General features: G+C 44.8%; 17 protein-coding genes and 1 pseudogene. 12 read left to right on the top strand and 6 right to left on the bottom strand.

The features are described from left to right. Window positions 1-78 precede the first annotated feature (78 nt). The 6 genes and pseudogenes from EAE89_RS00985 to EAE89_RS00960 all read right to left on the bottom strand — a co-directional run bounded on the left by EAE89_RS00985 (window position 79) and on the right by EAE89_RS00960 (window position 6,981). A complete protein-coding gene (locus tag EAE89_RS00985; RefSeq protein ID WP_054478462.1) occupies window positions 79-1,470 on the bottom strand; it encodes an amidohydrolase family protein in 1,392 nt (463 codons plus the stop codon). 421 nt (window positions 1,471-1,891) lie between these two features. Further along, a pseudogene (locus EAE89_RS00980) lies at window positions 1,892-2,275 on the bottom strand (ISNCY family transposase); the annotation flags it as partial. Between the two features lie 134 nt (window positions 2,276-2,409). Then, window positions 2,410-3,312, bottom strand: a complete 903-nt coding sequence (locus EAE89_RS00975) for an Rpn family recombination-promoting nuclease/putative transposase (protein ID WP_214085216.1) — start codon at window positions 3,310-3,312, stop codon at window positions 2,410-2,412. 166 nt (window positions 3,313-3,478) lie between these two features. Further along, window positions 3,479-4,831, bottom strand: a complete 1,353-nt coding sequence (gene gorA / locus EAE89_RS00970) for a glutathione-disulfide reductase (RefSeq protein WP_214085215.1) — start codon at window positions 4,829-4,831, stop codon at window positions 3,479-3,481. Between the two features lie 111 nt (window positions 4,832-4,942). Next, window positions 4,943-5,785, bottom strand: coding sequence for a 23S rRNA (adenine(2030)-N(6))-methyltransferase RlmJ (locus EAE89_RS00965; RefSeq protein WP_054478455.1), 843 nt, complete (start codon window positions 5,783-5,785; stop codon window positions 4,943-4,945). Window positions 5,786-6,462: 677 nt separating this feature from the next. After that, window positions 6,463-6,981 carry an Hcp family type VI secretion system effector gene (locus EAE89_RS00960; protein ID WP_036772379.1) on the bottom strand — a complete coding sequence of 173 codons (519 nt, stop codon included), beginning with the start codon at window positions 6,979-6,981 and terminating at the stop codon, window positions 6,463-6,465. A gap of 923 nt (window positions 6,982-7,904) precedes the next feature. On the opposite strand from EAE89_RS00960, the gene tssB reads away from it, so the two are divergent. From tssB to vasI, 12 genes are read left to right on the top strand one after another with little or no spacing between them, the layout of a single operon-like run. After that, on the top strand, window positions 7,905-8,402 hold the full coding sequence (gene tssB, locus EAE89_RS00955) for a type VI secretion system contractile sheath small subunit (protein WP_036772378.1): 498 nt from the start codon (window positions 7,905-7,907) through the stop codon (window positions 8,400-8,402). Window positions 8,403-8,425: 23 nt separating this feature from the next. After that, window positions 8,426-9,904 carry a type VI secretion system contractile sheath large subunit gene (gene tssC, locus EAE89_RS00950; protein WP_036772377.1) on the top strand — a complete coding sequence of 493 codons (1,479 nt, stop codon included), beginning with the start codon at window positions 8,426-8,428 and terminating at the stop codon, window positions 9,902-9,904. A 6-nt stretch (window positions 9,905-9,910) separates the two neighbouring features. Next, window positions 9,911-10,351: a type VI secretion system baseplate subunit TssE gene (tssE, locus tag EAE89_RS00945; RefSeq protein WP_214085214.1), complete on the top strand. Its 441-nt coding sequence runs from the start codon at window positions 9,911-9,913 to the stop codon at window positions 10,349-10,351. Window position 10,352: 1 nt separating this feature from the next. Beyond that, the gene (tssF, locus tag EAE89_RS00940; RefSeq protein WP_036772375.1) at window positions 10,353-12,182 is read left to right on the top strand and encodes a type VI secretion system baseplate subunit TssF; all 1,830 of its coding nucleotides are present in this window, start codon (window positions 10,353-10,355) and stop codon (window positions 12,180-12,182) included. After that, window positions 12,146-13,195, top strand: a complete 1,050-nt coding sequence (gene tssG, locus EAE89_RS00935; protein ID WP_214085213.1) for a type VI secretion system baseplate subunit TssG — start codon at window positions 12,146-12,148, stop codon at window positions 13,193-13,195. The genes tssF and tssG overlap by 37 nt, the downstream gene beginning before the upstream one ends. A 6-nt stretch (window positions 13,196-13,201) precedes the next feature. Then, the gene (gene tagH, locus EAE89_RS00930) at window positions 13,202-14,488 is read left to right on the top strand and encodes a type VI secretion system-associated FHA domain protein TagH (RefSeq protein ID WP_054478451.1); all 1,287 of its coding nucleotides are present in this window, start codon (window positions 13,202-13,204) and stop codon (window positions 14,486-14,488) included. Beyond that, entirely contained in the window at window positions 14,488-15,045 is a 558-nt protein-coding gene (tssJ, locus tag EAE89_RS00925) for a type VI secretion system lipoprotein TssJ (protein ID WP_054478449.1), read from the top strand. The genes tagH and tssJ overlap by 1 nt, the downstream gene beginning before the upstream one ends. Window positions 15,046-15,047: 2 nt before the next feature. Then, the gene (gene tssK / locus EAE89_RS00920; RefSeq protein WP_149616128.1) at window positions 15,048-16,400 is read left to right on the top strand and encodes a type VI secretion system baseplate subunit TssK; all 1,353 of its coding nucleotides are present in this window, start codon (window positions 15,048-15,050) and stop codon (window positions 16,398-16,400) included. Further along, window positions 16,400-17,170, top strand: coding sequence for a type IVB secretion system protein IcmH/DotU (gene icmH, locus EAE89_RS00915; protein WP_214085212.1), 771 nt, complete (start codon window positions 16,400-16,402; stop codon window positions 17,168-17,170). Before tssK ends, icmH begins: the two co-directional genes overlap by 1 nt. 10 nt (window positions 17,171-17,180) lie before the next feature. Continuing rightward, window positions 17,181-19,820 (top strand): type VI secretion system ATPase TssH, encoded by a 2,640-nt coding sequence (tssH, locus tag EAE89_RS00910; RefSeq protein WP_214085211.1) that lies wholly within the window; start codon window positions 17,181-17,183, stop codon window positions 19,818-19,820. Further along, a complete protein-coding gene (locus EAE89_RS00905) occupies window positions 19,817-20,617 on the top strand; it encodes a Fis family transcriptional regulator (RefSeq protein WP_054478438.1) in 801 nt (266 codons plus the stop codon). The genes tssH and EAE89_RS00905 overlap by 4 nt, the downstream gene beginning before the upstream one ends. Beyond that, a complete protein-coding gene (gene vasI / locus EAE89_RS00900; RefSeq protein WP_054478436.1) occupies window positions 20,614-21,261 on the top strand; it encodes a type VI secretion system-associated protein VasI in 648 nt (215 codons plus the stop codon). Before EAE89_RS00905 ends, vasI begins: the two co-directional genes overlap by 4 nt.

The raw sequence follows: 21,261 nt of genomic DNA, 5'->3' as shown, positions 1-21,261 counted from the left end.
ACAGCACGCTAAAACACAGGCAGAAGACCAAAAACAACCATTGCAGAGTAATTATCAGCTTACTTCATCCTCTCTAGCTCAAGCCATGACTACCGTACCCGCCACCAGACGTCCTTGATGGAATGTTGCTTGACGGGCTGGTAACCGCGCCACCGCTTCAGCAGAACAACTGGCTGCTACCAGAACAAATTCAGCCTTATCACCCGCCTGCGGCCAAACACGCTGGCCTCGATCGTTAAGCGGTAGCACACCACCAGTAGCAATAGCCATAGCACGAGAAAGATGATATTCATCAGAACCATGGTACAACTGCGCGTATAGATTAGCCTTTTCTAACATGTCACCAGTGCCGAATGGCGACCAGTGATCGATCACACTGTCAGTACCGGTCATAATAAATACCCCTTTGGATCTGAGTTGCGGCAATGGCATCATCAAGCTGCCGATCGGCACTGTAGAGGCAATAGTGATTTGCTGCTCTGCCAAACGAGCAGCAGTTTCTATCAGCTGACTTTCGTCTAGAGTAGTCAACGCGAAGGCATGACTAATTGTCACCTTGCCACGCAAACTTGGTGTCTTTTCCACTATATCAATCATGTAATTAATGGCAGCAACACCTGCCGGGCTGATCTCATGCAAATGAATATCTACACCAGCATTATTGTCCAATGCGATCTGGAACATGGTATCCAGTGATTTCTCCATCGCTGCATCCACATTAGTCGGGTCCAATCCACCAACGTATTGCACACCCATTTGCATCGCCTCGCGCATTAACTCTTCTACTCTGGAATGCAACAGACCATGCTGCGGGAAAGCAACGATCTCACAAGTGAAATCATCACGATGGTTCTCCAACGCATACTGCAAATGTTCTAGACTTTTCAAACCACTAACTGGATCGATATTGCAATGGCTGCGCGCCACTGTGCTACCCTTAGATTGCAGTAGAGCAATTAGGCCCTCTGCCCGTTGCTGCGAAGTGGGTAGCAGTTTGGGGAGCAACGTTTGTTCCAGGGTAATCATATCCATAATAGTTTTACCCTGGTTCAGTCGCGGTGCCTGCCACGGGCCACCGTAGAAAGTCTTATCCAAATGAATGTGCATATCGCGAAAGGCGGGCAACAGCAACTTCCCTTGTGCCTGATAGCACGGCAGGTTCATGTTAAACAGCGTACCCGCAGCATGAATAGCAGCTATCCGACCATCTTTAATTTCCAACGTATAAAGCGCAGTACGAGTGCCAATCACAGTATCGCCCTCATACTCAAATCCCTCCTCCAACAGCACATCACTCAAATAGTAATAGCAATCAGTAAGGGTAGTCTGCACCTGTGATGTGCTAGATAAAACGGCTGGCGGCATCGCCTGCGCTATCCCTCCTGTTAAAGAGATAACCGCACAAGCGGTGGTAAGTTTACCTGTTTGACCAAGAAAATCCCTGCGGCTTTGATGTTGAAGTTTCTCCACATTCAATTCCTTACTTAAAAAAATTGCCTCAAAAAATGCCAGGCAATTGTGAGTTTTGAAAGGATATTTCCCAGAACTTAAAACATATATATAGACAAGTTTCCAACAGTATCACAACCCATTCTTACAAAATTGCGGTGTAACAACGGAAAGCTCGATGAGCCATATGGATAAGGAAGCGTTAATTCTGGTTTCACAGAAAAAAATACAGAGGATGGAGTTTGTAACAGAGTCTTGTGGAAATTCGCCAAATACTGCTTTTGGCACAATCTAGCAAACATATTATTATTTTCATCGGCTTGTAACAGGAGTTGATAAAACCGTCCATTCTAATGTCGACCGTAGTTGACCAAACAAGCCCTTAGATCTATGCCATGCGCATTTATACACAACGCCTTTTGATAAAGACTTTCAGTGAGAATTAGCGGTGTATTTGTTCAAGCTCGTTTTGGCTCAGGCCAGTGGTTTTCATCACTGTTTCACGATCGACTCCGCTACTCAGTAATGCATGCGCGATTTTTAGAGTCGCCTCTTGGCATTCTTCTAGGAGTCCTTCTTGGAATCCTTCTAGGAGTCCTTCTTGAAATCCTTCTCGGAACCCTTCTTGGAATCCTTCTTGGAACCCTTCTTGGAACCCTTTCTGCTCCAGTTTCTGTGCTATTGTCACCAGTACCTCCTCATACTCCGGGGACGGCTATGCCAGTCGCCGGATAAAACCCTCTGGATAGGCGATATCTCCCACCTATAACAGGTAGTTATATACGCTTTTTAGCTGATTATCCGTGTCGATAGTGACAACAAACAAATCTTCAATTTTATTTAAGGGCCGAATGACAGAACAATTATGATCATGAACTCACCCAAATAACATGCCATTTCTATGCATTGCATGCATTTACGCATGCATCTCTACACCAATGGGGACTCTCTAGCACGAAATTAGTGGTGTATTTGCTCAAGCTCATTCTCGCTCAGGCCAGTGGTTTTCATCACTGTTTCACGATCGACTCCGCTGCCCAGCAATGCATGAGCGATTTTTAGAGTCGCCTCTTGACGCCCTTCTTGACGCCCTTCTTGACGTCCTTTCTGCTCCAGTTTTTGCGCTATTGTCATCAGCACCTCCTCATACTTCGGGGACTGTTCTGCCAGTCGCCGGATAAACCCCTCTGGGTCGGCGGTATCTCCCGCCTGTAACAAGTAGTTTAACACGCTTTTCAACTGCTCATCGGTATAGTAGTCATACGCTAGCAGCACAACCAGCTCTTGCAACCGCTCTGCCATATCACGCTGTCGGATATGCTTTTGTACCATCTCTAACAACGCAATCCGTTTGTGCGTCAAGATTTCATCGTCCGGGATCACCGTCACATCCACCAAGGGAAACATTGTGGAATAGACTTCCTTTGCCAATACCGGATCATTGAAGCAATCGAACCAGTTGGTACTCCACGGATACGGACGTTTTTTCCCATGATAGAATAATATCGGGATAACCAATGGTAATTTTTCATGTCCCCGTTCCAGATGTCGCTGCATTGCTGAAATACTATAGCGCATCAGCCGGAATGCCATCATCTTGTCTGGAGAACTCTGGTGTTCGATCACGCAGTACACATAACCGTCACCCTGCGCCGTTTTCAGCGAATATAGGATATCGGAATAATGCGCACGTAGATCATCCTCAATAAACGACTCTGGTTCCAACCGGAGTGTACCAAGATCACAAACTGCCCGTAATCCTACCGGCAAGTGTATCTCCAGAAAGTCCCTGGCAGTATCCACATGACTTAAAAATTTTTTAAAAACAGCATCATGTGGCGTTGGTGTATTTTTTCTCTTCATAGATGAATGGTAGCATATTTTCTTTTATGTTGAAGAAATATTAAGCAAAAAAGCAGCCTCCACTCTTATCCTTAGGAGAGATTGATAATCTAAAGACCGGATAACCCGGCCTTTGAAAATATTTTCCAGAGGAAGAAAAAGGATTAAAGGTAAGTTTTCGGCAACATCATCGCATCGTGACAAACTCTTCCGCCGCAGTTGGATGAATTGCCACAGTGTTGTCAAAGTCTTTCTTAGTTGCCCCCATCTTCAATGCAACAGCAAAACCTTGCAACATTTCATCCATCCCAAAACCGATACCATGAATGCCAACAATCTTCTCTTCCGGTCCGACACACACTAGTTTCATCCGGCATGGTTGGCGATGTTGAGTGACAGCGGTATACATCGCAGTGAAAGAAGATTGATATGTTTTCACCTGATCTTCGCCAAATTGCTCTTTCGCCTGCGGCTCAGTTAACCCCACAGTCCCAATCGGTGGATGACTGAATACGACGGTTGGAATATTAGTGTAATCCAAATGCTCTTCCGGCTTATTATTAAACAAGCGTTCAGACAAGCGACGACCGGCGGCCACTGCAACAGGCGTTAGCTCCACCGCTCCCGTATTGTCACCTACAGCATAAATGCCTTTCACATTGGTATTCTGATATTTATCAACCTTAATATAGCCTTTTCCATTCAATTCAATACCCGTTACTGACAGATTCAGATTATCTATTGCCGGTTCACGACCAATAGCCCAGATCAGGGTATCAACTGTCTGCTCTTTGCCATTTTGCAGTTGCAAAGTCAGACTACCATCTGCATTTTTAATCACTGCTTTTGGCACAGATTCAGTATGTAAAGTAGGCCCTTCTGTATTAATAATTTCCAATAATGTTTCAACAACCATCGGGTCAAAAGAGCGCAATGGCGCATGTTGACGCACAAACAGATGAGTTTCACTACCAAGTGCATACAATACGCCGGCAATTTCCACCGCAATATAACCCGCACCAACAACCGCAACCCGTTTTGGCATCTCTGTCAGTTCAAAGAAGCCATCAGAATCAATACCATATTCCACACCTGGTACATCAGGGCGTATAGGACGACCACCCGTCGCAATCAAAATATGATCTGCGGTGATTTCTTCACCATTCACTTCAACAGTATGTGCATCAACAAAACGAGCGAAACCTTGGATCACATCAACTTTATTGTTACCCAAACCACGTTCATAAGACTGGTGAATACGATCAATATAAGCAGTACGACTGGCAATCAGTGTCTTCCAGTTAAAGTGGTTAACTGTGGTATCAAAGCCGTAATCTGGCCCGTACTGGTGAATAGACTCAGCAATTTGTGCTGCATGCCACATCACTTTCTTTGGTACACACCCCACATTGACGCAAGTTCCACCTAATGCCTTAGCTTCAATCAGGGCACATTTTTGTCCGTACATAGCCGCACGGTTAATTGATGCAATGCCACCGCTGCCACCACCAATCGCTATATAGTCGTAATGTTTGCTCATCTGGATCGTTTCCATCTAATCAGTTTAGGGGGGTTAATACCCGAAAGCCTATTATGGCAAAAAATATCAAGTAGTCGTGATGGTTCTGGCTCTTTCTTCCATTGTTAAAAGCTATTCTGGTGCAATCCATTTAACCATAGTGTGACCGGTCCCTTCAGGAACCAGCACCTGATGTAACCACGGCAACACCGATTTCATCTGCTGTTCCAATTTCCAAGGGGGATTAATCACGATCATGCCAGAAGCAGTCATCCCCCGCTGATCGCTATCAGGACGAACAGCCAACTCAATTTGTAGAATACGGCGAATGCCCGTTGCTTCTAGATCTTTAACCAAGCGTTTAATCTGCTGGCGTAATACCACCGGATACCACAACGCATAAACACCCGTTGCAAAACGCTTATAACCTTCCTGAATTCCCCTAACAACCATCTGGTAATCAGATTTCAGTTCATAAGATGGATCAATAAGAATAAATCCGCGGCGGTTCTGTGGAGGCAATTGTGATTTTAATTGCTGATAACCATCTTCACGCACAACCCTGGAACGGTTATCACGGGAGAATTCATTACGTAATAAAGGAAAGTCACTCGGATGCAATTCAGTCAGATTGAGCTTATCATTCTGCCGTAACAAATGTTGGGCAATGAAAGGCGATCCCGGATAGTAACGTAAATTGCCACTCGGATTCAGCGCAGCTACTGCACTCATATAAACTTTCAATTCCTGCGGTAAATCTTCACGCTGCCAGACGCGAGCAACCCCTTCCAGATACTCACCGGTACGTTCAGCATATTCACCGCTGAGTTGATAGCGACCTGCACCAGCATGTGTATCCAGATAGAGAAAAGGTTTTTCCTTTTCTTTAAGCGATTCAATGATCAGGCTTTGTACAGTATGTTTCAGCACATCGGCATGATTACCGGCATGAAAACTGTGACGATAACTTAGCATTAGGTTTAAGACCCCAGAGCAGAGATAGAGATTGCTTGTCAGATGGAATATCTGACAATTAAAAACCCATCTCAGTAGATGAGACAGATGGTAAGGCGTCATTATAGCCTTATTAACCACAAAAATGGCAGAACTCTGAATCTGAACCCCCGAAAACAAAAACCTGTCAGATTAGTTATAATTTAGGATAAGTTAAAAGTTTAACCCGGAAAAAATATGACATCTAAAAAAATGATATTACCTACATTCCAACCGACAATCATAAGTAATTCTTATGAAAAATAAATAACCAAAGGTTGTGCAATCAAACACAAGTATTGAGTAACAACTGAAATATGAAAATTTCTATGAATGATGCTCGGCAAGTTGTCAATCTGAAACAAACACCGAAAAACGTTGGCACCTACTAATGACCAAGAAAAATAGCTAAAAAAGAACAAAAAAGCAGTTGAGAAAAGAAAATATGACTAAATATTAACGAAACAGTTAAATAATTCCATTAAATAATCCCGTTAAATAAACATGTAAAGAAAGTAGAAAATAAAAAGAAGAAAAGAAAGAAATAAACTGAAAAAAAATTGAAGAAGGTTATTAACAATCTTCAATTTCAATAAATAAAAATTAAGATTTTCAGCCAATGGAGAAACACTCCATCGGCTGAATAATTATATTACCTATCAGGCAACAATAGGTGCGCGCCAGTCATCTGCACCAGAAGTACCCGCAGTTGTATGTTCCCAAGTAATCTTACGATAAGACAGAGAAACACGAACTAATTGAGTAAATTCAGATTTTGTTGGGTCCTGACAATGTGGCATTTTGCAATCAATGTCGATAATAGTGGCATCTTCCAACTGAGTCGTAAAGAAATGCTCTTGTTTACCTTCAACAGAAGTGCGATACCATTTCAATTCCACTTTTGTCAGCATTTCACCAGAAGCCAATGCATTATAAAGCAATGGAACAGATTTATTTAATGCAACGGTAAAGCGGAATGGTTTATGAGCACGCTGACCTGAAGGCTGACCAGATTGAGGGTCAGTAGGTACAGTAACTACGTGATCAAATTCCTGAACCAGCATTTCATCCTCGTGCCCCTGAACGAAAATATTACCCACTGATTCAGCAGTGAATGAACCAGCTGTAATATTACCCTGGGTTTTTCCATCGATGGAAATATAACATGGAGTTGGCATGAAAATATCCTTTAAGAGATTGTGTCAAAATTAACGTAGTGTTCATATTACTTTCAGTAGTGATTATTTCATCTTGGAAAAAATCACTTACAAATACATTGAACACTGAAATGAATAATAAATACCAATCAGCTCATTTCAAAATAAAATCTAAATTGCAAAATAGTGCACCTGTCACAATCAAATAAAAATATTAAAATCAACACCAATACAACATAAAAATTTAAAAAAACAAAACATTAAGAACAATTAACTAAAAGAAATAATTGCACTCGGCAGAAAATTCACATATCTATATGAAATACAATGATTTTAACAAATAAAACCAAAAATATTTTTTGGTCAATTAGAAAATGATAAGTAGATCAAAAAATTCAACTTTATCACTCAGTTAATAACGGAGATAATATTTACAATGCGAAATTAACTCCAAAATGTAAATGAAAATACACTTAGAAACACTTTGTTACACAATGAAACAAAAAATCATTAAATTCCCATAAATACAAAGAAATAGATACGTCCCTTACCTATATAGTGGGATTTATAAATGATCAAAAAAAACACCAAATCGTAAATTATTGCCAAATCTAATAAAATTATCAAAGGTCTGAATAGAGAGGTATATCTACATATGTTTTAGCTTTACAATAAAAAAACAAAATGCGAAACTCTGCTTTGCAGAGCGGTCTATATTGATGCTATTGCTCGATGAGTAAGAATATTCTGAATTCGTCTTTATCTATATGCTAATAAAAGTCGACTTACTATCCAATTCAATGCAGTGAATCCCCCGTTATTTTATCCGGGGGGAATTTTATGTTCTCTGCCACATATAGGTAGGTATCAGGGGCAACTCTCTCATCAATATTGTTATCAAACAATTCCTAATTGCCTAATTGTATTACCCGAAGGATTTTAATATGAGTAAAAATAGCCCAGGTAGTGTAGCGCCAAAGGAAAGGATTAATATCAAGTATGTTCCGAATACTGGCGATCAAGTCGCCGAAATTGAATTACCACTTAATCTACTTATTGTCGGTGATCTGAAAGGAACAAAAGAAGACACGCCAATTGAAGAGCGGCAAGCTGTTTCTGTACACAAAAATAACTTTAATGCCGTGATGAATGAAGCAAATATCAACTTAACATTCAGCGTCCCTAACCGTCTCAATGATAATAGTGGGGATGACCTGCCAGTTAACTTAGAAATAAAATCATTGAATGATTTCTCACCCGATAACGTGGCGAAGAAAGTTCCTGAATTAAATAAGCTTTTAGAACTGCGTGAAGCTCTTGTCGCCTTAAAAGGGCCACTGGGCAATATTCCGGCATTCCGCACCCGTTTACAGGAATTACTGGGTGATGAAAAGGTTCGGGAACAACTTCTAAAAGAACTTGAAATCGTCAACCAAAAGTAATTGGCTAAAAAGGAGTTTTTAACATGTCCTTGCATGAAGAGAGCAGTACAACATTAGCCCCAGGGGCCGCCACCTCTTTGCTTGACGAAATCATGTCTCAAGCAAGAATGACGCCAGAAAATGACGGCTACCATATTGCAAAACAAGGTGTTGCCGCTTTTATCAGCAGCATTTTGGATACAGGCACTAACGAAGAACCTATCAACAAGCTTGTCGTTGACAGAATGATTGTGGAGCTTGATAAAACGCTCAGCACTCAGGTAGATGAAATCATGCACGCCAAAGAATTCCAAGAACTGGAATCATCATGGCGTTCACTGAAGTTATTGGTTGATCGTACGGATTTCCGTGAAAACATTAAGATCAATATCATCCATGCTACCAAAGAAGAATTACTGGAAGATTTTGAGTTCTCTCCAGAAATCATCCAATCAGGCTTATATAAACATGTTTACTCAACAGGTTATGGTCAGTTTGGTGGTGAGCCAGTTGCCGCAGTCATCGGTAACTACGCCTTTGGTAATAGTTCACCTGATATCAAACTAATGCAATACGTCAGTGCGGTTGGCGCAATGGCTCACGCGCCATTCCTCTCTTCCGTTGCACCTGATTTCTTTGGCATCAGCAGCTTTACAGAACTACCCGCGATCAAAGATCTGAAATCCGTTTTCGAAGGCCCAGCACACACCAAATGGCGTGCACTGCGCGAATCTGAAGATTCACGTTATCTCGGTCTGACAACACCGCGCTTCCTGTTACGTCTGCCATATTCAACAATCGAAAACCCAATTAAAAACTTTAACTACCAAGAAGATGTCAGCAAAGATCACGAGCATTTCCTGTGGGGCAATACCGCTTATCTACTGGCAACCTGCCTGACTGACAGCTTCGCCAAATATCGCTGGTGTCCAAACATTATCGGCCCACAAAGCGGTGGTACTGTCAGCGATCTACCGGTTCACCTGTTCGAAGCAATGGGGCAAATCCAGGCCAAGATCCCAACAGAAGTTTTAATTACTGATCGCCGTGAATTCGAATTGGCGGAAGAAGGTTTTATCACCCTGACGATGCGTAAGGGTAGTGACAATGCGGCCTTCTTCTCTGCCAACTCAGTTCAGAAGCCAAAAGTGTTCCCTAATACCCGCGAAGGGAAAATGGCTGAAACCAACTACAAATTGGGTACTCAACTACCATATATGTTCATTATCAACCGCCTTGCACACTACATCAAAGTATTGCAGCGCGAGCAAATTGGTTCCTGGAAGGAGCGTCAGGATCTGGAACGTGAACTAAATACATGGCTGAAACAGTACATCGCCGATCAAGAAAACCCACCAACAGATGTCCGTAGCCGTCGTCCTCTACGTTCTGCCCAAATTCAGGTTTTGGATGTAGAAGGAGATCCAGGTTGGTATCAGGTGGCAATGCAAGTTCGCCCTCATTTCAAATACATGGGTGCTAGCTTTGAATTGTCACTGGTAGGACGTTTGGATAAGGAATAATCAGTCATGGCTGCGCTGTACAGTTGGAATAGAGAGGGCTCTGCCAGCTTGTTTGAGCGTATTCAGGGGAAGAACTCCGGTTCTTCCCGTCAGTCAAGAATGCGTGAGCTGCTCAACTCCATAAGACGGCACCTGAATAATGTTCTCAATACCCATCCGGGTGCTTGTCAGAGTGCGGTTGATCTCGGCGTTATTGATCTCAATGATGCCACAACCACTGCAACTGACTTTAAACAGAGTATTGAGCAGGCAATAGAGCACTGCATCATAAATTATGAACCAAGAATATCGTCAGTTTCTGTCAGCGCAATCCATGATGACAGTGACCCATTGCTGTTGAGTTTTCACATCAATGCCCAGGTATCCCTGGATGATATTCATGACGTCGTTGAATTTAACATTCAATTGGATAACAACCGGCGCTATTGCCTGGAGCGGACTCAATAAAATGTCACTTGAAAAATACTTCAGAGAAGAATTGGATTACCTAAGGCAACTGGGGCGGGAAGCCGCAGTTGAACATCCTCATCTCGCTTCATTTTTGTCTGAACAAGGCTCTGACCCGGATGTTGAGCGCCTGCTGGAAGGATTTGCATTTCTTGCCGGTAACTTACGAGCAAAAATTGATGATCAGTTCCCTGAGCTGACCCACGGATTACTGCACATGCTATGGCCAAATTATCTACGGCCAACACCCAGCATGACAATTATCCAGTACACACCCGATGAAAGTGTCGTCACAAAAGCCACACAAGTTAAACGCGGAGTTCAAATCAAGAGCCACCCGCTGGCAGATGATGACGATGATATTTACTCAAATAACACCGATCCGAAAAAAACAGAGATAGACAACCGCTGTACTTTTACTTTATGCCGTGATGTCTGGCTGTTCCCGGTGTCAATCCAAGACATTTCTGTCAATAACAGTAATGAACAAGGTGTCATCGGTTTGAATTTTACCTCAAAGACAGCACTCAACTTACAGGAATTACAACTTGATAAGTTACGTTTTTATCTGAGCGGTGATAACTACAGCAGTACACAACTCTATTTCTGGCTCAGTTACTACCTTGAAGACGCAAAGCTCGTCGTAGGCGATATCACCATTCCATTGCCAGATTTTGATTTCGTTCCAGTTGGTTTTAATCGGGAAGATGCTCTGCTGCCTTACCCCAAAAACGCCTACATGGGTTATCGCATCTTGCAGGAGTATTTCTGCTTTTCTGAAGGTTTCCTGTTTTTTGATGTCACCGGTTTCCCTAAATTACCCGCAGATCTTAAAGCCAGCGATTTCACGCTGAATCTCTATTTCTCGGAGGCACTCCCGCCAGAAATTAAAATCCGCCAAGATACTTTTCGACTGCATTGTGTTCCCGCAATCAACCTGTTCCCAATGGATAGCGAAGCGATTCGATTAGATAACAGCCAAGCTGAATACCCATTGAGGGCTAGCTATAGTCATCCTGATCGTTACGATATTTTCTCCGTTGATAAAGTGGAAAGTTGGCTACTCAATGCCGATGGCACACCCAACCGCACCAAAGGTAGTGAACGGAGTTATGTACCCTTTGAAAGTTTTCATCATCAAATCGAACATGAAAGTGAACTCAATACCCGTTATTTCCGTATCAGGCTCAAAGAATCCCCTTTCCGCAAAGGGCTTGAACACTATATCTCTTTTGTCCGTGGCGATGAGTCCCAGCTTCTGTTAAATAATGAAAATGTCTCTGTCAGACTGACCTGTACCAACCGTGAGTTGCCACTGCAACTACGGGTGGGTGACATTAATTTCCCGTCACTGGGCAGTCCATCATTTGCAACATTCCGCAACATAACCCGGCCATCAGTTCCACTTTATCCATTAATGAGCGGCAAGTTTCACTGGTCCCTTCTTTCCAATATGTCGCTGAATTATATGACATTGCTGGATAAAGATGCACTAAAGCAGGTACTAAGGACCTATGATCTCCCCAGCAGACATAATCGACAATCATCACGGTCATCACAAAAACGGCTAGACGCGATTGAACGGATTGAAACTCAACCAATAGACCGCCTGTTAAAAGGGCTTCCAGTGCGTGGACTAGAATCAACATTGTATATCCGGCAACAAGCTTTCAGCTCTGAAGGTGAGCTCTATCTATTCAGTACCATACTGTCACGCTTCTTTGCATTATATGCCAGCATCAACTCCTTCCACATATTGAAGGTGATCAATTTAGATAATCAGGAATGCTATCAATGGCCGGAACAGATAGGTCAACACGCGTTGATGTAATGGATAAAAACTCATCCGATAATCTGGCACCAGATTTATCAAAATATAACTTTTACCAATTGGTTGAGTTACTTAACCAATTGGCGGTAGCGTGGGAAAAAACAGGTCAAACCAATCGCCCTGACCGAGAATCAATTCGTTTCAAGTCCAGTGCAAGTCTGGCTTTTCCAACCAGAGACGTTGTCTCTGTGAACCGTACCGAGCAAGGCCGTTTTCAGGTGAAAGTCTCCTTTCTTGGATTACACGGCAGCCAGTCTCCTATGCCTGGCTACTACCTTGATTCGTTGGCATGGGAAGAAGCTCAGGACGAAAACCGACTGACTGACTTTTTGAATATTTTCAACCACCGTTCAATCGTCATTCTGCATCAAATCTGGCGGAAATATCGCTATTACATCTGTTTTGACAAGAACGGACTGGATGATTTTTCTCAACGTATGTTTGCGCTGGTAGGGCTTGGCAGTGATGTGAACCGCGCTCACTTGCAGATTAATCACAGCAAAATGTTAGCCTATGCCGGTCTGTTAGCTAGCCCTGGTCGATCGCCGGAAGTGATATCCAGCCTAGTCTCACACTGCTTTGATCTATCGGATGTCACGGTACATAGCTGGCAAATCAGGAAAGTCGCTATCGTTCCATCACAACAAAACCGCTTGGGTGGAATACTGAAAATAAATGGTCAGAAAAAAATTCAACAGTCAGTGCTGGGGGGAAACTTTTGTCTCGGTTCATGGGTGAAGGGTTGCAACGGTAAATTCCTGTTATGCATCAATAACCTCTCTCGTGAACACTTTCTATCATTTCTCCCGGATGGCAAGAATTTTCTACCACTGGTGATGTTTATCTGTTTTGTCCTACGCGATCAATTGGCCTGGGATCTACGCCTTGGACTGGCCGAAAACCAAGCTGACGGCATGGTACTTGGCACGAAGCAAAACAATAACCTGGGGTGGACCAGTTTTCTCGGCAAACCGGAAAAGAAACCCTTTATCACAATTTCAGTTGGCAGATAAAGAATTATGGAAAAACAACAACCAACCCTTTCATTACGAGTGCTCAACAGCGATCAACTGGAAAGCGGTAAATCTGCCAGTTGCTTGTTCTCCATTCAAGGCGGCACTGTCGGTAGCAGCGAAAGCCACCTGTGGTCAGTTCAGGATCAGCAGGGCAATATCAATCCGTCACAATTTACTATTCAGTGGCGTGATGGCGCATTCTGCCTGCAAATGATCGCCGGCCCTCTGTTTGTGAATAAATCACCTCTAACCGCCAATGCCGGCCTAATCCGACTGCAACAAGCGGATGAAATTACCGTCGGTAAGCTGGTGATTAAAAGCCATATCAGTTTTTCCGACGCAGATCGGATTGATCCAATGATGGTGTCACCAGAATCACTGGTCTCCAGCTATAGCAATCCATTGGACGCTATGATGGAAAAAACTCCCGTCCAGGATAACGCTTTTACAGAACATCATTCTCTGGCACCAACGATAAACCACGATTTAAACCACGACCCACTTAAGGTTCTCGATAGTGAAAATCTGACCACACTGAGTCAGACACCAATAAGTAACGAAGTAGACCAAAGCCTGCAACAAGGCCGTTACCGCGCACCATTATTTTTCTCTCCCCTCTCAGATAACAGAGGCAATGCTATGGATCGGGATTTTGTTGATTTACCGAGTATCTCTTCACCTTCAAGTGAACAATATCAGGACATGGAGCAACAGCATATTGCTATCACACCGCTGATGCGAGGATTGAACACACAATTACCTTTGCATAACAGCCAGCAGGCCAACGACTTTCTGGAAGAAATGGGTAAAACCATGAAAGCGGCAATTGAAGGTTTACTGGCACTACAGCATGCCCAGCATGGTCTGCGTGATAAACAACTGCGTCCCATCGAAGATAACCCGCTACGGCTAAATATGGATTACAACACCACCATGCAAGTGATGTTCGCTGATCAGAAAAGCCCGGTACATCTTTCTGCACCATCAGCCGTCGCTGAAAGCCTACATAACCTGCAATTGCACTATCAGGCTAACCGGATTGCGATCACTGCCGCATTGAACACGATGCTGGATGCTTTCTCACCAGAACACCTACTGAGCCGTTTTGCCCAATACCGTCGCAGTAATGAGACCCAAGAAAAAGATGCCGCCTGGGCATGGGAAATGTACTCCAGTTACTACCGCGAATTGGCTTCCAGCCGTCAACAGGGATTCGAAAAGCTGTTTGGTGAAGTTTATGAACAAGCTTATGACCGCGCTCTACGCCAAGGTTTAGAGGATACCCAGTAATGAAGCGCTCCGGTGGTAATACCTCATGGTCCGGCATATGGCTTGTATTGCTGGCAGCGCTGATGTTAAGCGGTTGCAGCAGTACATGGCAGGCAACGAAGAAAGTCGGACAGGTTGTCTGGGACCCATCAACGCCTGTCGGTCAACCTGCGGATTTACCTTCCACCGCAGCGATCACTTTGCTAGCAGAGCCTGATATCAACCCCAATAAAAATGGAGAAGCCACTCCGGTTGAAATACACCTGATTTATCTCAGTGAAGATTCTCGTTTGCTTGCTGCGGATTATGACCAGCTTAAAAGTGACGAACTGGATAAAGCGTTGGGGAAAAATTACATCGACCATCAGGATTACACCTTATTGCCGGGGCAATACAAACCACTACCCGTCATCCCGCTGGAAAAAAAGAGCCGTTACATTGGCGTTATCGTTCGCTATGCCGATATCAATCAATCCGAATGGAAAAAAGTTATCCGTGTGAAAGACACGGGACAGCAATACCACATTCTCGTGCACATCAGAGCGAACGAAGTTGAACTTAGAAAAGAGGAGCAATAACTATGCCAGGCAAAAATCGGGTGATTTGGCGCGAAGGATTATTCATCAAGCCACAACACTTTCAACAACAACAAAAACATAATGACTATCTGGCACACAGCCGCCTGACGTCCCTCACCAGTTATGGTTACGGCTTCAGTTCTCTGATTATTGACAAAGATCTCCTCGCGTTGGGACGCATCGGTATCATCGAAGCCAGTGGTATCATGCCAGATGGTACCGTGTTCTCCGTTCCGTATCAGGATGTCACTCCTCAGCCCCTTGATGTCATAGATCTTCACGAGAACAATAGCAAAGATATCTATCTGGCACTGCCAATAACCAACGATACCCTCAATGAAATCTCCCATCCAGAATCCAATAGCGCCGGTGCTATGCGCTACCGCGAACATGTGAATGATATCCGTGATCTGCACACGGAGGGTGGAGATGTCAGTCAGGTCATACTGGCACAACTAACACCGGTTTTGAAACAGGGTTCAGAAGATCTCAGCGCTTTTACCGTACTCCCGCTATGCCAGATAATAGAGAAGCTTCCAACGGGAACCATCATATTAAATGAAGATTTCGTGCCAACCTGTACATCTATTAATGTCTCCAACAAACTCAAAAATTATATGGATGAAGTAGATAGAGCACTGATAGAACGAGCCAGATCACTCTCTAACCGGATTGGTTCTCCCGGTCAGCAAGGAGTAGCGGATGTTGCGGAATTTATGATGCTCCAGCTAGTTAACCGGATTCAGCCGTGGTTTACCCACTACGCCAGACAAACCATTCTGCATCCCGAACACTTTTTCACCCAGCTGATCCAAACCTGCGGTGAACTGAGAACCTTCACTCATGCATCCCGTCAAGTGGGCGATATACCGGAATATAATCACGACAGCCTGACTGATACATTCCATCAAGTCATGCGTTCCATCCGCGAAGCAATGGGTGTTGTCCTGACCCCACGAGCGATCCCGATTAAACTACAAACTCAGTCAAATGGCATTCGGGTGGCAAATATCCATGATCGCGATGTATTGACCAAAGCGGATTTCATTCTGGCCATCCGCGCCGAAGTTCCACAGGAACAATTACTCCGTCAGTTTGTTAAGCAGACCAAAATCGCGTCTCAGGAAAGAATCCGCGAAATGGTCAGCGTTCAGTTGCCTGGCGTAGGACTGATTCCGCTTCCCGCCGCTCCTCGTCAGTTGCCTTATCACGCCGGCTACACCTATTTCCGTTTTGATCAGCAAGGTGCAGCATGGCAAGACATTCTCAAAGGTACCTCCATTGCCTTCCATGTTTCAGGAGATTTCCCCGGATTAGACCTGCAATTCTGGGCAGTCAGAAATGGGAGTGACTAATGAAGAACGAAGCCATTAACGACAATGCCATTTTGATGCAAGCCGAGACTGATACGACTTTGCACCGTCAGTATCAGTTACCGTTGCGCGGAGAAAGCCTAAACCCGATGATTGATGCCGCAACACCGTTGCTCGGCATGGTCATGCGTCTAAAAGACATGGGTGATGAGGCGCTACCGGATCAGCTTTATCAGCAGGTCGTCACCGATATCCAGGCAATCGAACAATTTTTACAAACCAAAGGTTATGAACCGGGCGCAATTGTCTCTTTCCGCTACATGCTGTGTACTTTCATTGATGAAACTGCACTGGGTCATGGCTGGAATAGTCAAAACGGCTGGCTGCAACAATCTCTATTGGTGCAATTCCACAATGAAACCTGGGGTGGTGAAAAAGTCTTTGTGCTACTGGAGCGTTTAATGGGTGAACTTCAACGCTATCAGCATCTACTGGAATTTATCTATCTCTGCTTCTGCCTCGGCTACCGTGGTCGCTACAAAGTGAGTTCGCAGAAAAGTGATGATTTTGAACGTTTATTCCGCCGGTTACATCAACAGTTACACTCGCTGCGAGGCGAAGCACCACCAACCATTCTGCACAGTAATGCCAACGAGCGTGACAGCCGCTACCGTTTGGGTAAGCGTCTAACTATCAAACACCTCTTATGGAGCGGTATTGGTCTGCTCGCCGTGGTCTATGGCTTTTATGCTATCCGGCTGCACAACCAAACCCAGAACATATTACAACAGCTAAATAACTTACTGAGTTAGGAAATAACCGATGATTCAGATTGATCTACCCACATTAGTTAACCGCTTAAATCCGATGACCCGGCATGCGCTGGAAACGGCGGCAGCGCAGTGTGTCAGTCAGCAGCAACCTGAGATCACGGTCTCTCAGCTACTGTTGCAGATGATCAACACGCCTCTCAGTGATGTCAGAGCGATCTTCAGCCAAGCCGAAGTGGACAGTGACTTGCTAAAAGAACAGCTTGATCAGATGGTCCCTCACCATCAGGCAATGGTACAAGCCTACCCCAGCTTCTCACCCATGTTGGTGGAATGGCTACAGGATAGCTGGCTGTTAGCATCAACCGAGATGCAGCATCAGGAATTACGCAGCGGTGTCATGCTGATGACACTATTGTTCAGCCCATTACGCTACCTGACACCACAATCTTCCCGTTTGCTATCGGGAATTAACCGCGAATTACTGCGCCAGAATTTTACTCAGTGGACAGCAGGTTCAGCGGAACAACCGGTTGTAGAAAACGATAAAAACGGACAAGGCAAAAACGCAGCCAATAGTGACAGCTTACTCACCCGTTTTGCCCAAAATATGACAGAACAGGCTCGTCAGGGAAAACTCGATCCCGTTCTGTGCCGTGACGCCGAAATCGACCTGATGATCGATATTCTTTGCCGCCGACGTAAAAATAACCCCATTGTGGTGGGTGAAGCGGGCGTGGGGAAAAGCGCATTAATTGAAGGACTGGCTCTGCGCATTATCGACAATCAAGTACCAGAAAAATTGCGCAACAGTGAATTGATGACACTGGATCTGGGTGCATTACAGGCAGGTGCGGCGGTAAAAGGAGAATTTGAAAAACGTTTCAAAGGCATAATGAGTGAAATCAGCCAGTCATCTGTACCGATTATTCTATTTATCGATGAAGCTCATACGCTAATTGGTGCGGGTAATCAACAAGGCGGACTGGATATCTCTAACTTGCTGAAACCCGCTCTGGCACGTGGTGAACTGAAAACTATTGCCGCAACCACTTGGGGCGAATACAAAAAATATTTTGAAAAAGATGCTGCTCTCTCTCGCCGTTTTCAACTAGTCAAAGTGGCGGAACCCACAGCGGAAGAAGCCATTATCATTATGCGTGGCCTGCGGGCAATTTATGAACAATCTCATGGCGTATTGATCGATGACGAAGCACTGAAAGCCTCCGCCGTATTAAGTGACCGTTACCTCTCCGGTCGCCAGTTACCAGATAAAGCTATTGACGTATTAGATACCGCCTGTGCACGCGTTGCCATCAATCTGACTTCACCACCGCGTCAGATTTCCGCACTAAAAAATCAGCGCCACCAGCAGCAAATGGAATCGGATGTGCTGACGAGAGAACAGCGCATGGGGCTGAACCAACATACTGACAGGCTAGAGGCGCTTCAACAACAACAACAGGAAACGGCAGAAAAACTGGCTGAACTGGAAACCAGTTGGCAACAACAACAGCAATTGGTTCAACAAGTTATTGAACTGCGCCGTCAACTGTTAACAAATGAAACACCCGATGAAACCGAAGAGCATGAAGCACCTGCGGAAATCGTGACGGAAGAACTGGTTACAAAACTGTCTGAACTTAATCAACAGTTGGAACAGTTACAGCAACAACAAACGCTGGTTTCCCCTCATGTGGATAAAAACCAAATTGCGGCGGTTATCGCCGAATGGACTGGCGTCCCCCTTAACCGTTTGTCACAGAGTGAATTATCCATTGTCACTGAACTGCCAATTCATCTGGGGCAAAGCATCAAAGGGCAGGAATTTGCTATCAAATGCCTGCATCAACATCTATTAACTGCCAGAGCAGACCTGCGCCGTCCTGGTCGCCCACTGGGGGCCTTCCTGCTAGTGGGGCCAAGCGGTGTTGGTAAAACCGAAACCGTTTTACAGCTTGCGGAATTAATGTTCGGTGGCCGTCAGTACCTGACTACCATCAACATGTCCGAATTTCAGGAAAAACACACGGTTTCTCGCCTGATTGGTTCACCGCCGGGCTATGTCGGATATGGGGAAGGTGGCGTACTCACCGAAGCCATTCGCCAGAAACCGTATTCCGTCGTCCTACTTGATGAAGTGGAAAAAGCGCATCCTGACGTACTCAACCTGTTCTATCAAGCATTCGACAAAGGAGAACTGGCTGACGGTGAAGGCCGGGTGATTGACTGTAAAAATATCGTCTTCTTCCTGACATCCAACCTTGGCTATCAAACTATCGTTGATAATGCCGATAAACCGGAAAAGATGAATGACCTGCTCTACCCTGAACTGGCGGCATTCTTCAAACCGGCATTATTGGCGCGAATGGAAGTCGTACCTTACCGGCCTCTGGGATACGACACCCTGAAAACTATCATTCAAGGCAAACTGGCTCGCCTCGATAACCTGTTGCGTCAACGTTTCAATGCTGAAGTCACCATCAGTGATGACGTGATTGAAGAAATCCTGCAACGAGCAACTCGTGCTGAAAACGGTGCACGAATGCTGGAGTCAATCATTGACGGCGCGTTGTTACCACCGCTATCTCTGCTGTTGCTGCAAAAAATGGCCTCAGGGAAACAGATCCGGGCTATCCAGCTAACCGTTGATGAACATGAATTCAACGCGGTGGTTGAGGAACTCCAATGAAACAACGGCTGAAAAGCGCATTAGCGTTACTGGAAAATGACTCGATTGAGCAACTGGTTCATCACTTTCTTCAGGTGAACCACCAACGCCAGCGTTTTGATGCCTTGCTGGTTTCCCTACTTAACATGAATGAAAACCGTCTGGAATGTTATCGGTTACCAGCACCAAACCAGATAAGCGCCCTACAACTGGATGTCAATATCGGCGATATCAACCACCCGCTGGTACAAATTCTGTATAAAGGCACACCTATAACATGGGAATCACTCAATCAAGGGGTACGAATAGACAATCAGAACTTTCGCACCTTTATAGAAGAGTTGCCCTACCGCTGTGGCTTACATGCCATCCCACTGTTCAACTGCAACGGACAAGCATGTGGTGTGATTGCTGTTTTCGCCGAAGATGCTCATCGTTTTGCTGACGATAACAACATGTTTTACATCTACTGCCATGTCATGCAGCACCGACTGAAAAAATTACAGGAGTTGGAACAACTGCGTGAACAACTACGCCAAATTCGTCAAGTTTTTCAAGCTCAACGCCAGAAAGAAAAACAACTTGATGAACTACTGGCTTCGTTGAGCACCACCTCAGAAAACAAAACATCGGCCAACATCTCTCACGATTACAGCAAAATCGACAACCTGCCACAGGCACTTGAAGAGTTTGAATGTGCAATATTGGTCCAACGCCAACACATCTATGGCGATAACACCAAACGGATTGCAGAAAGCTTAGGCATTGCACCACGCACACTGACCTACAAGCTGGCGAAATACAGGTGTAAATTATGAGTTTCTTTTTACTTGTCAGTTCATTAATCGCATCCCTGACTGGCACACCTGAAATTCAGCCAGCTCAGGAAACCACAACGGCGCCCTCGCTACCGGCCTTGCTGCAATGCCGTTCAGAACCTTCACCGCTGATCAGGCTGGATTGCTATGACCGTCTATTAGATAAAGTGGATAGTGCTGTCGTCATTCCGTTAGAAAAAACTGGCCCGGCTTGGCGACAAGCCATGGAACAGGAAATGAAACGGACTGACCACTCAACGGGTTTTATCACGACTCAATCCAAAGGAATACCGACCCGCGTCATACTCACTACACCTGCGATCGGCGTTCCACCTCCACGACCGGTACTCGTACTGAGTTGTATCGATAGCATTACCCGGATACAAGTCGCCCTGACGACGCCACAAGACAGCGGCACAGTCATGATTTCGACTGACGTAACCCAATTCAGTGCTGACTGGTTTTTGCGCGAAAACGGTTACTTGCTGGAATCCAGCCGTGGGCTACCGGGCATTGAAACACTCAAACGACTGATGACAGGTGACACCCTGACCATCAAAACCAGCAACGGAAACCGGATGACATTCAACATTTCTCAACTGGAACAGGCGGTAAAACCCTTACGCTCCGCCTGTCGTTGGTGA

It is taken from the genome of Photorhabdus heterorhabditis (assembly GCF_018448905.1).
Lineage (GTDB): Bacteria > Pseudomonadota > Gammaproteobacteria > Enterobacterales > Enterobacteriaceae > Photorhabdus > Photorhabdus heterorhabditis.
The sequence above is the reverse complement of the archived record's forward strand: the minus strand, read 5'-3'. Positions and strand labels throughout refer to the sequence as shown.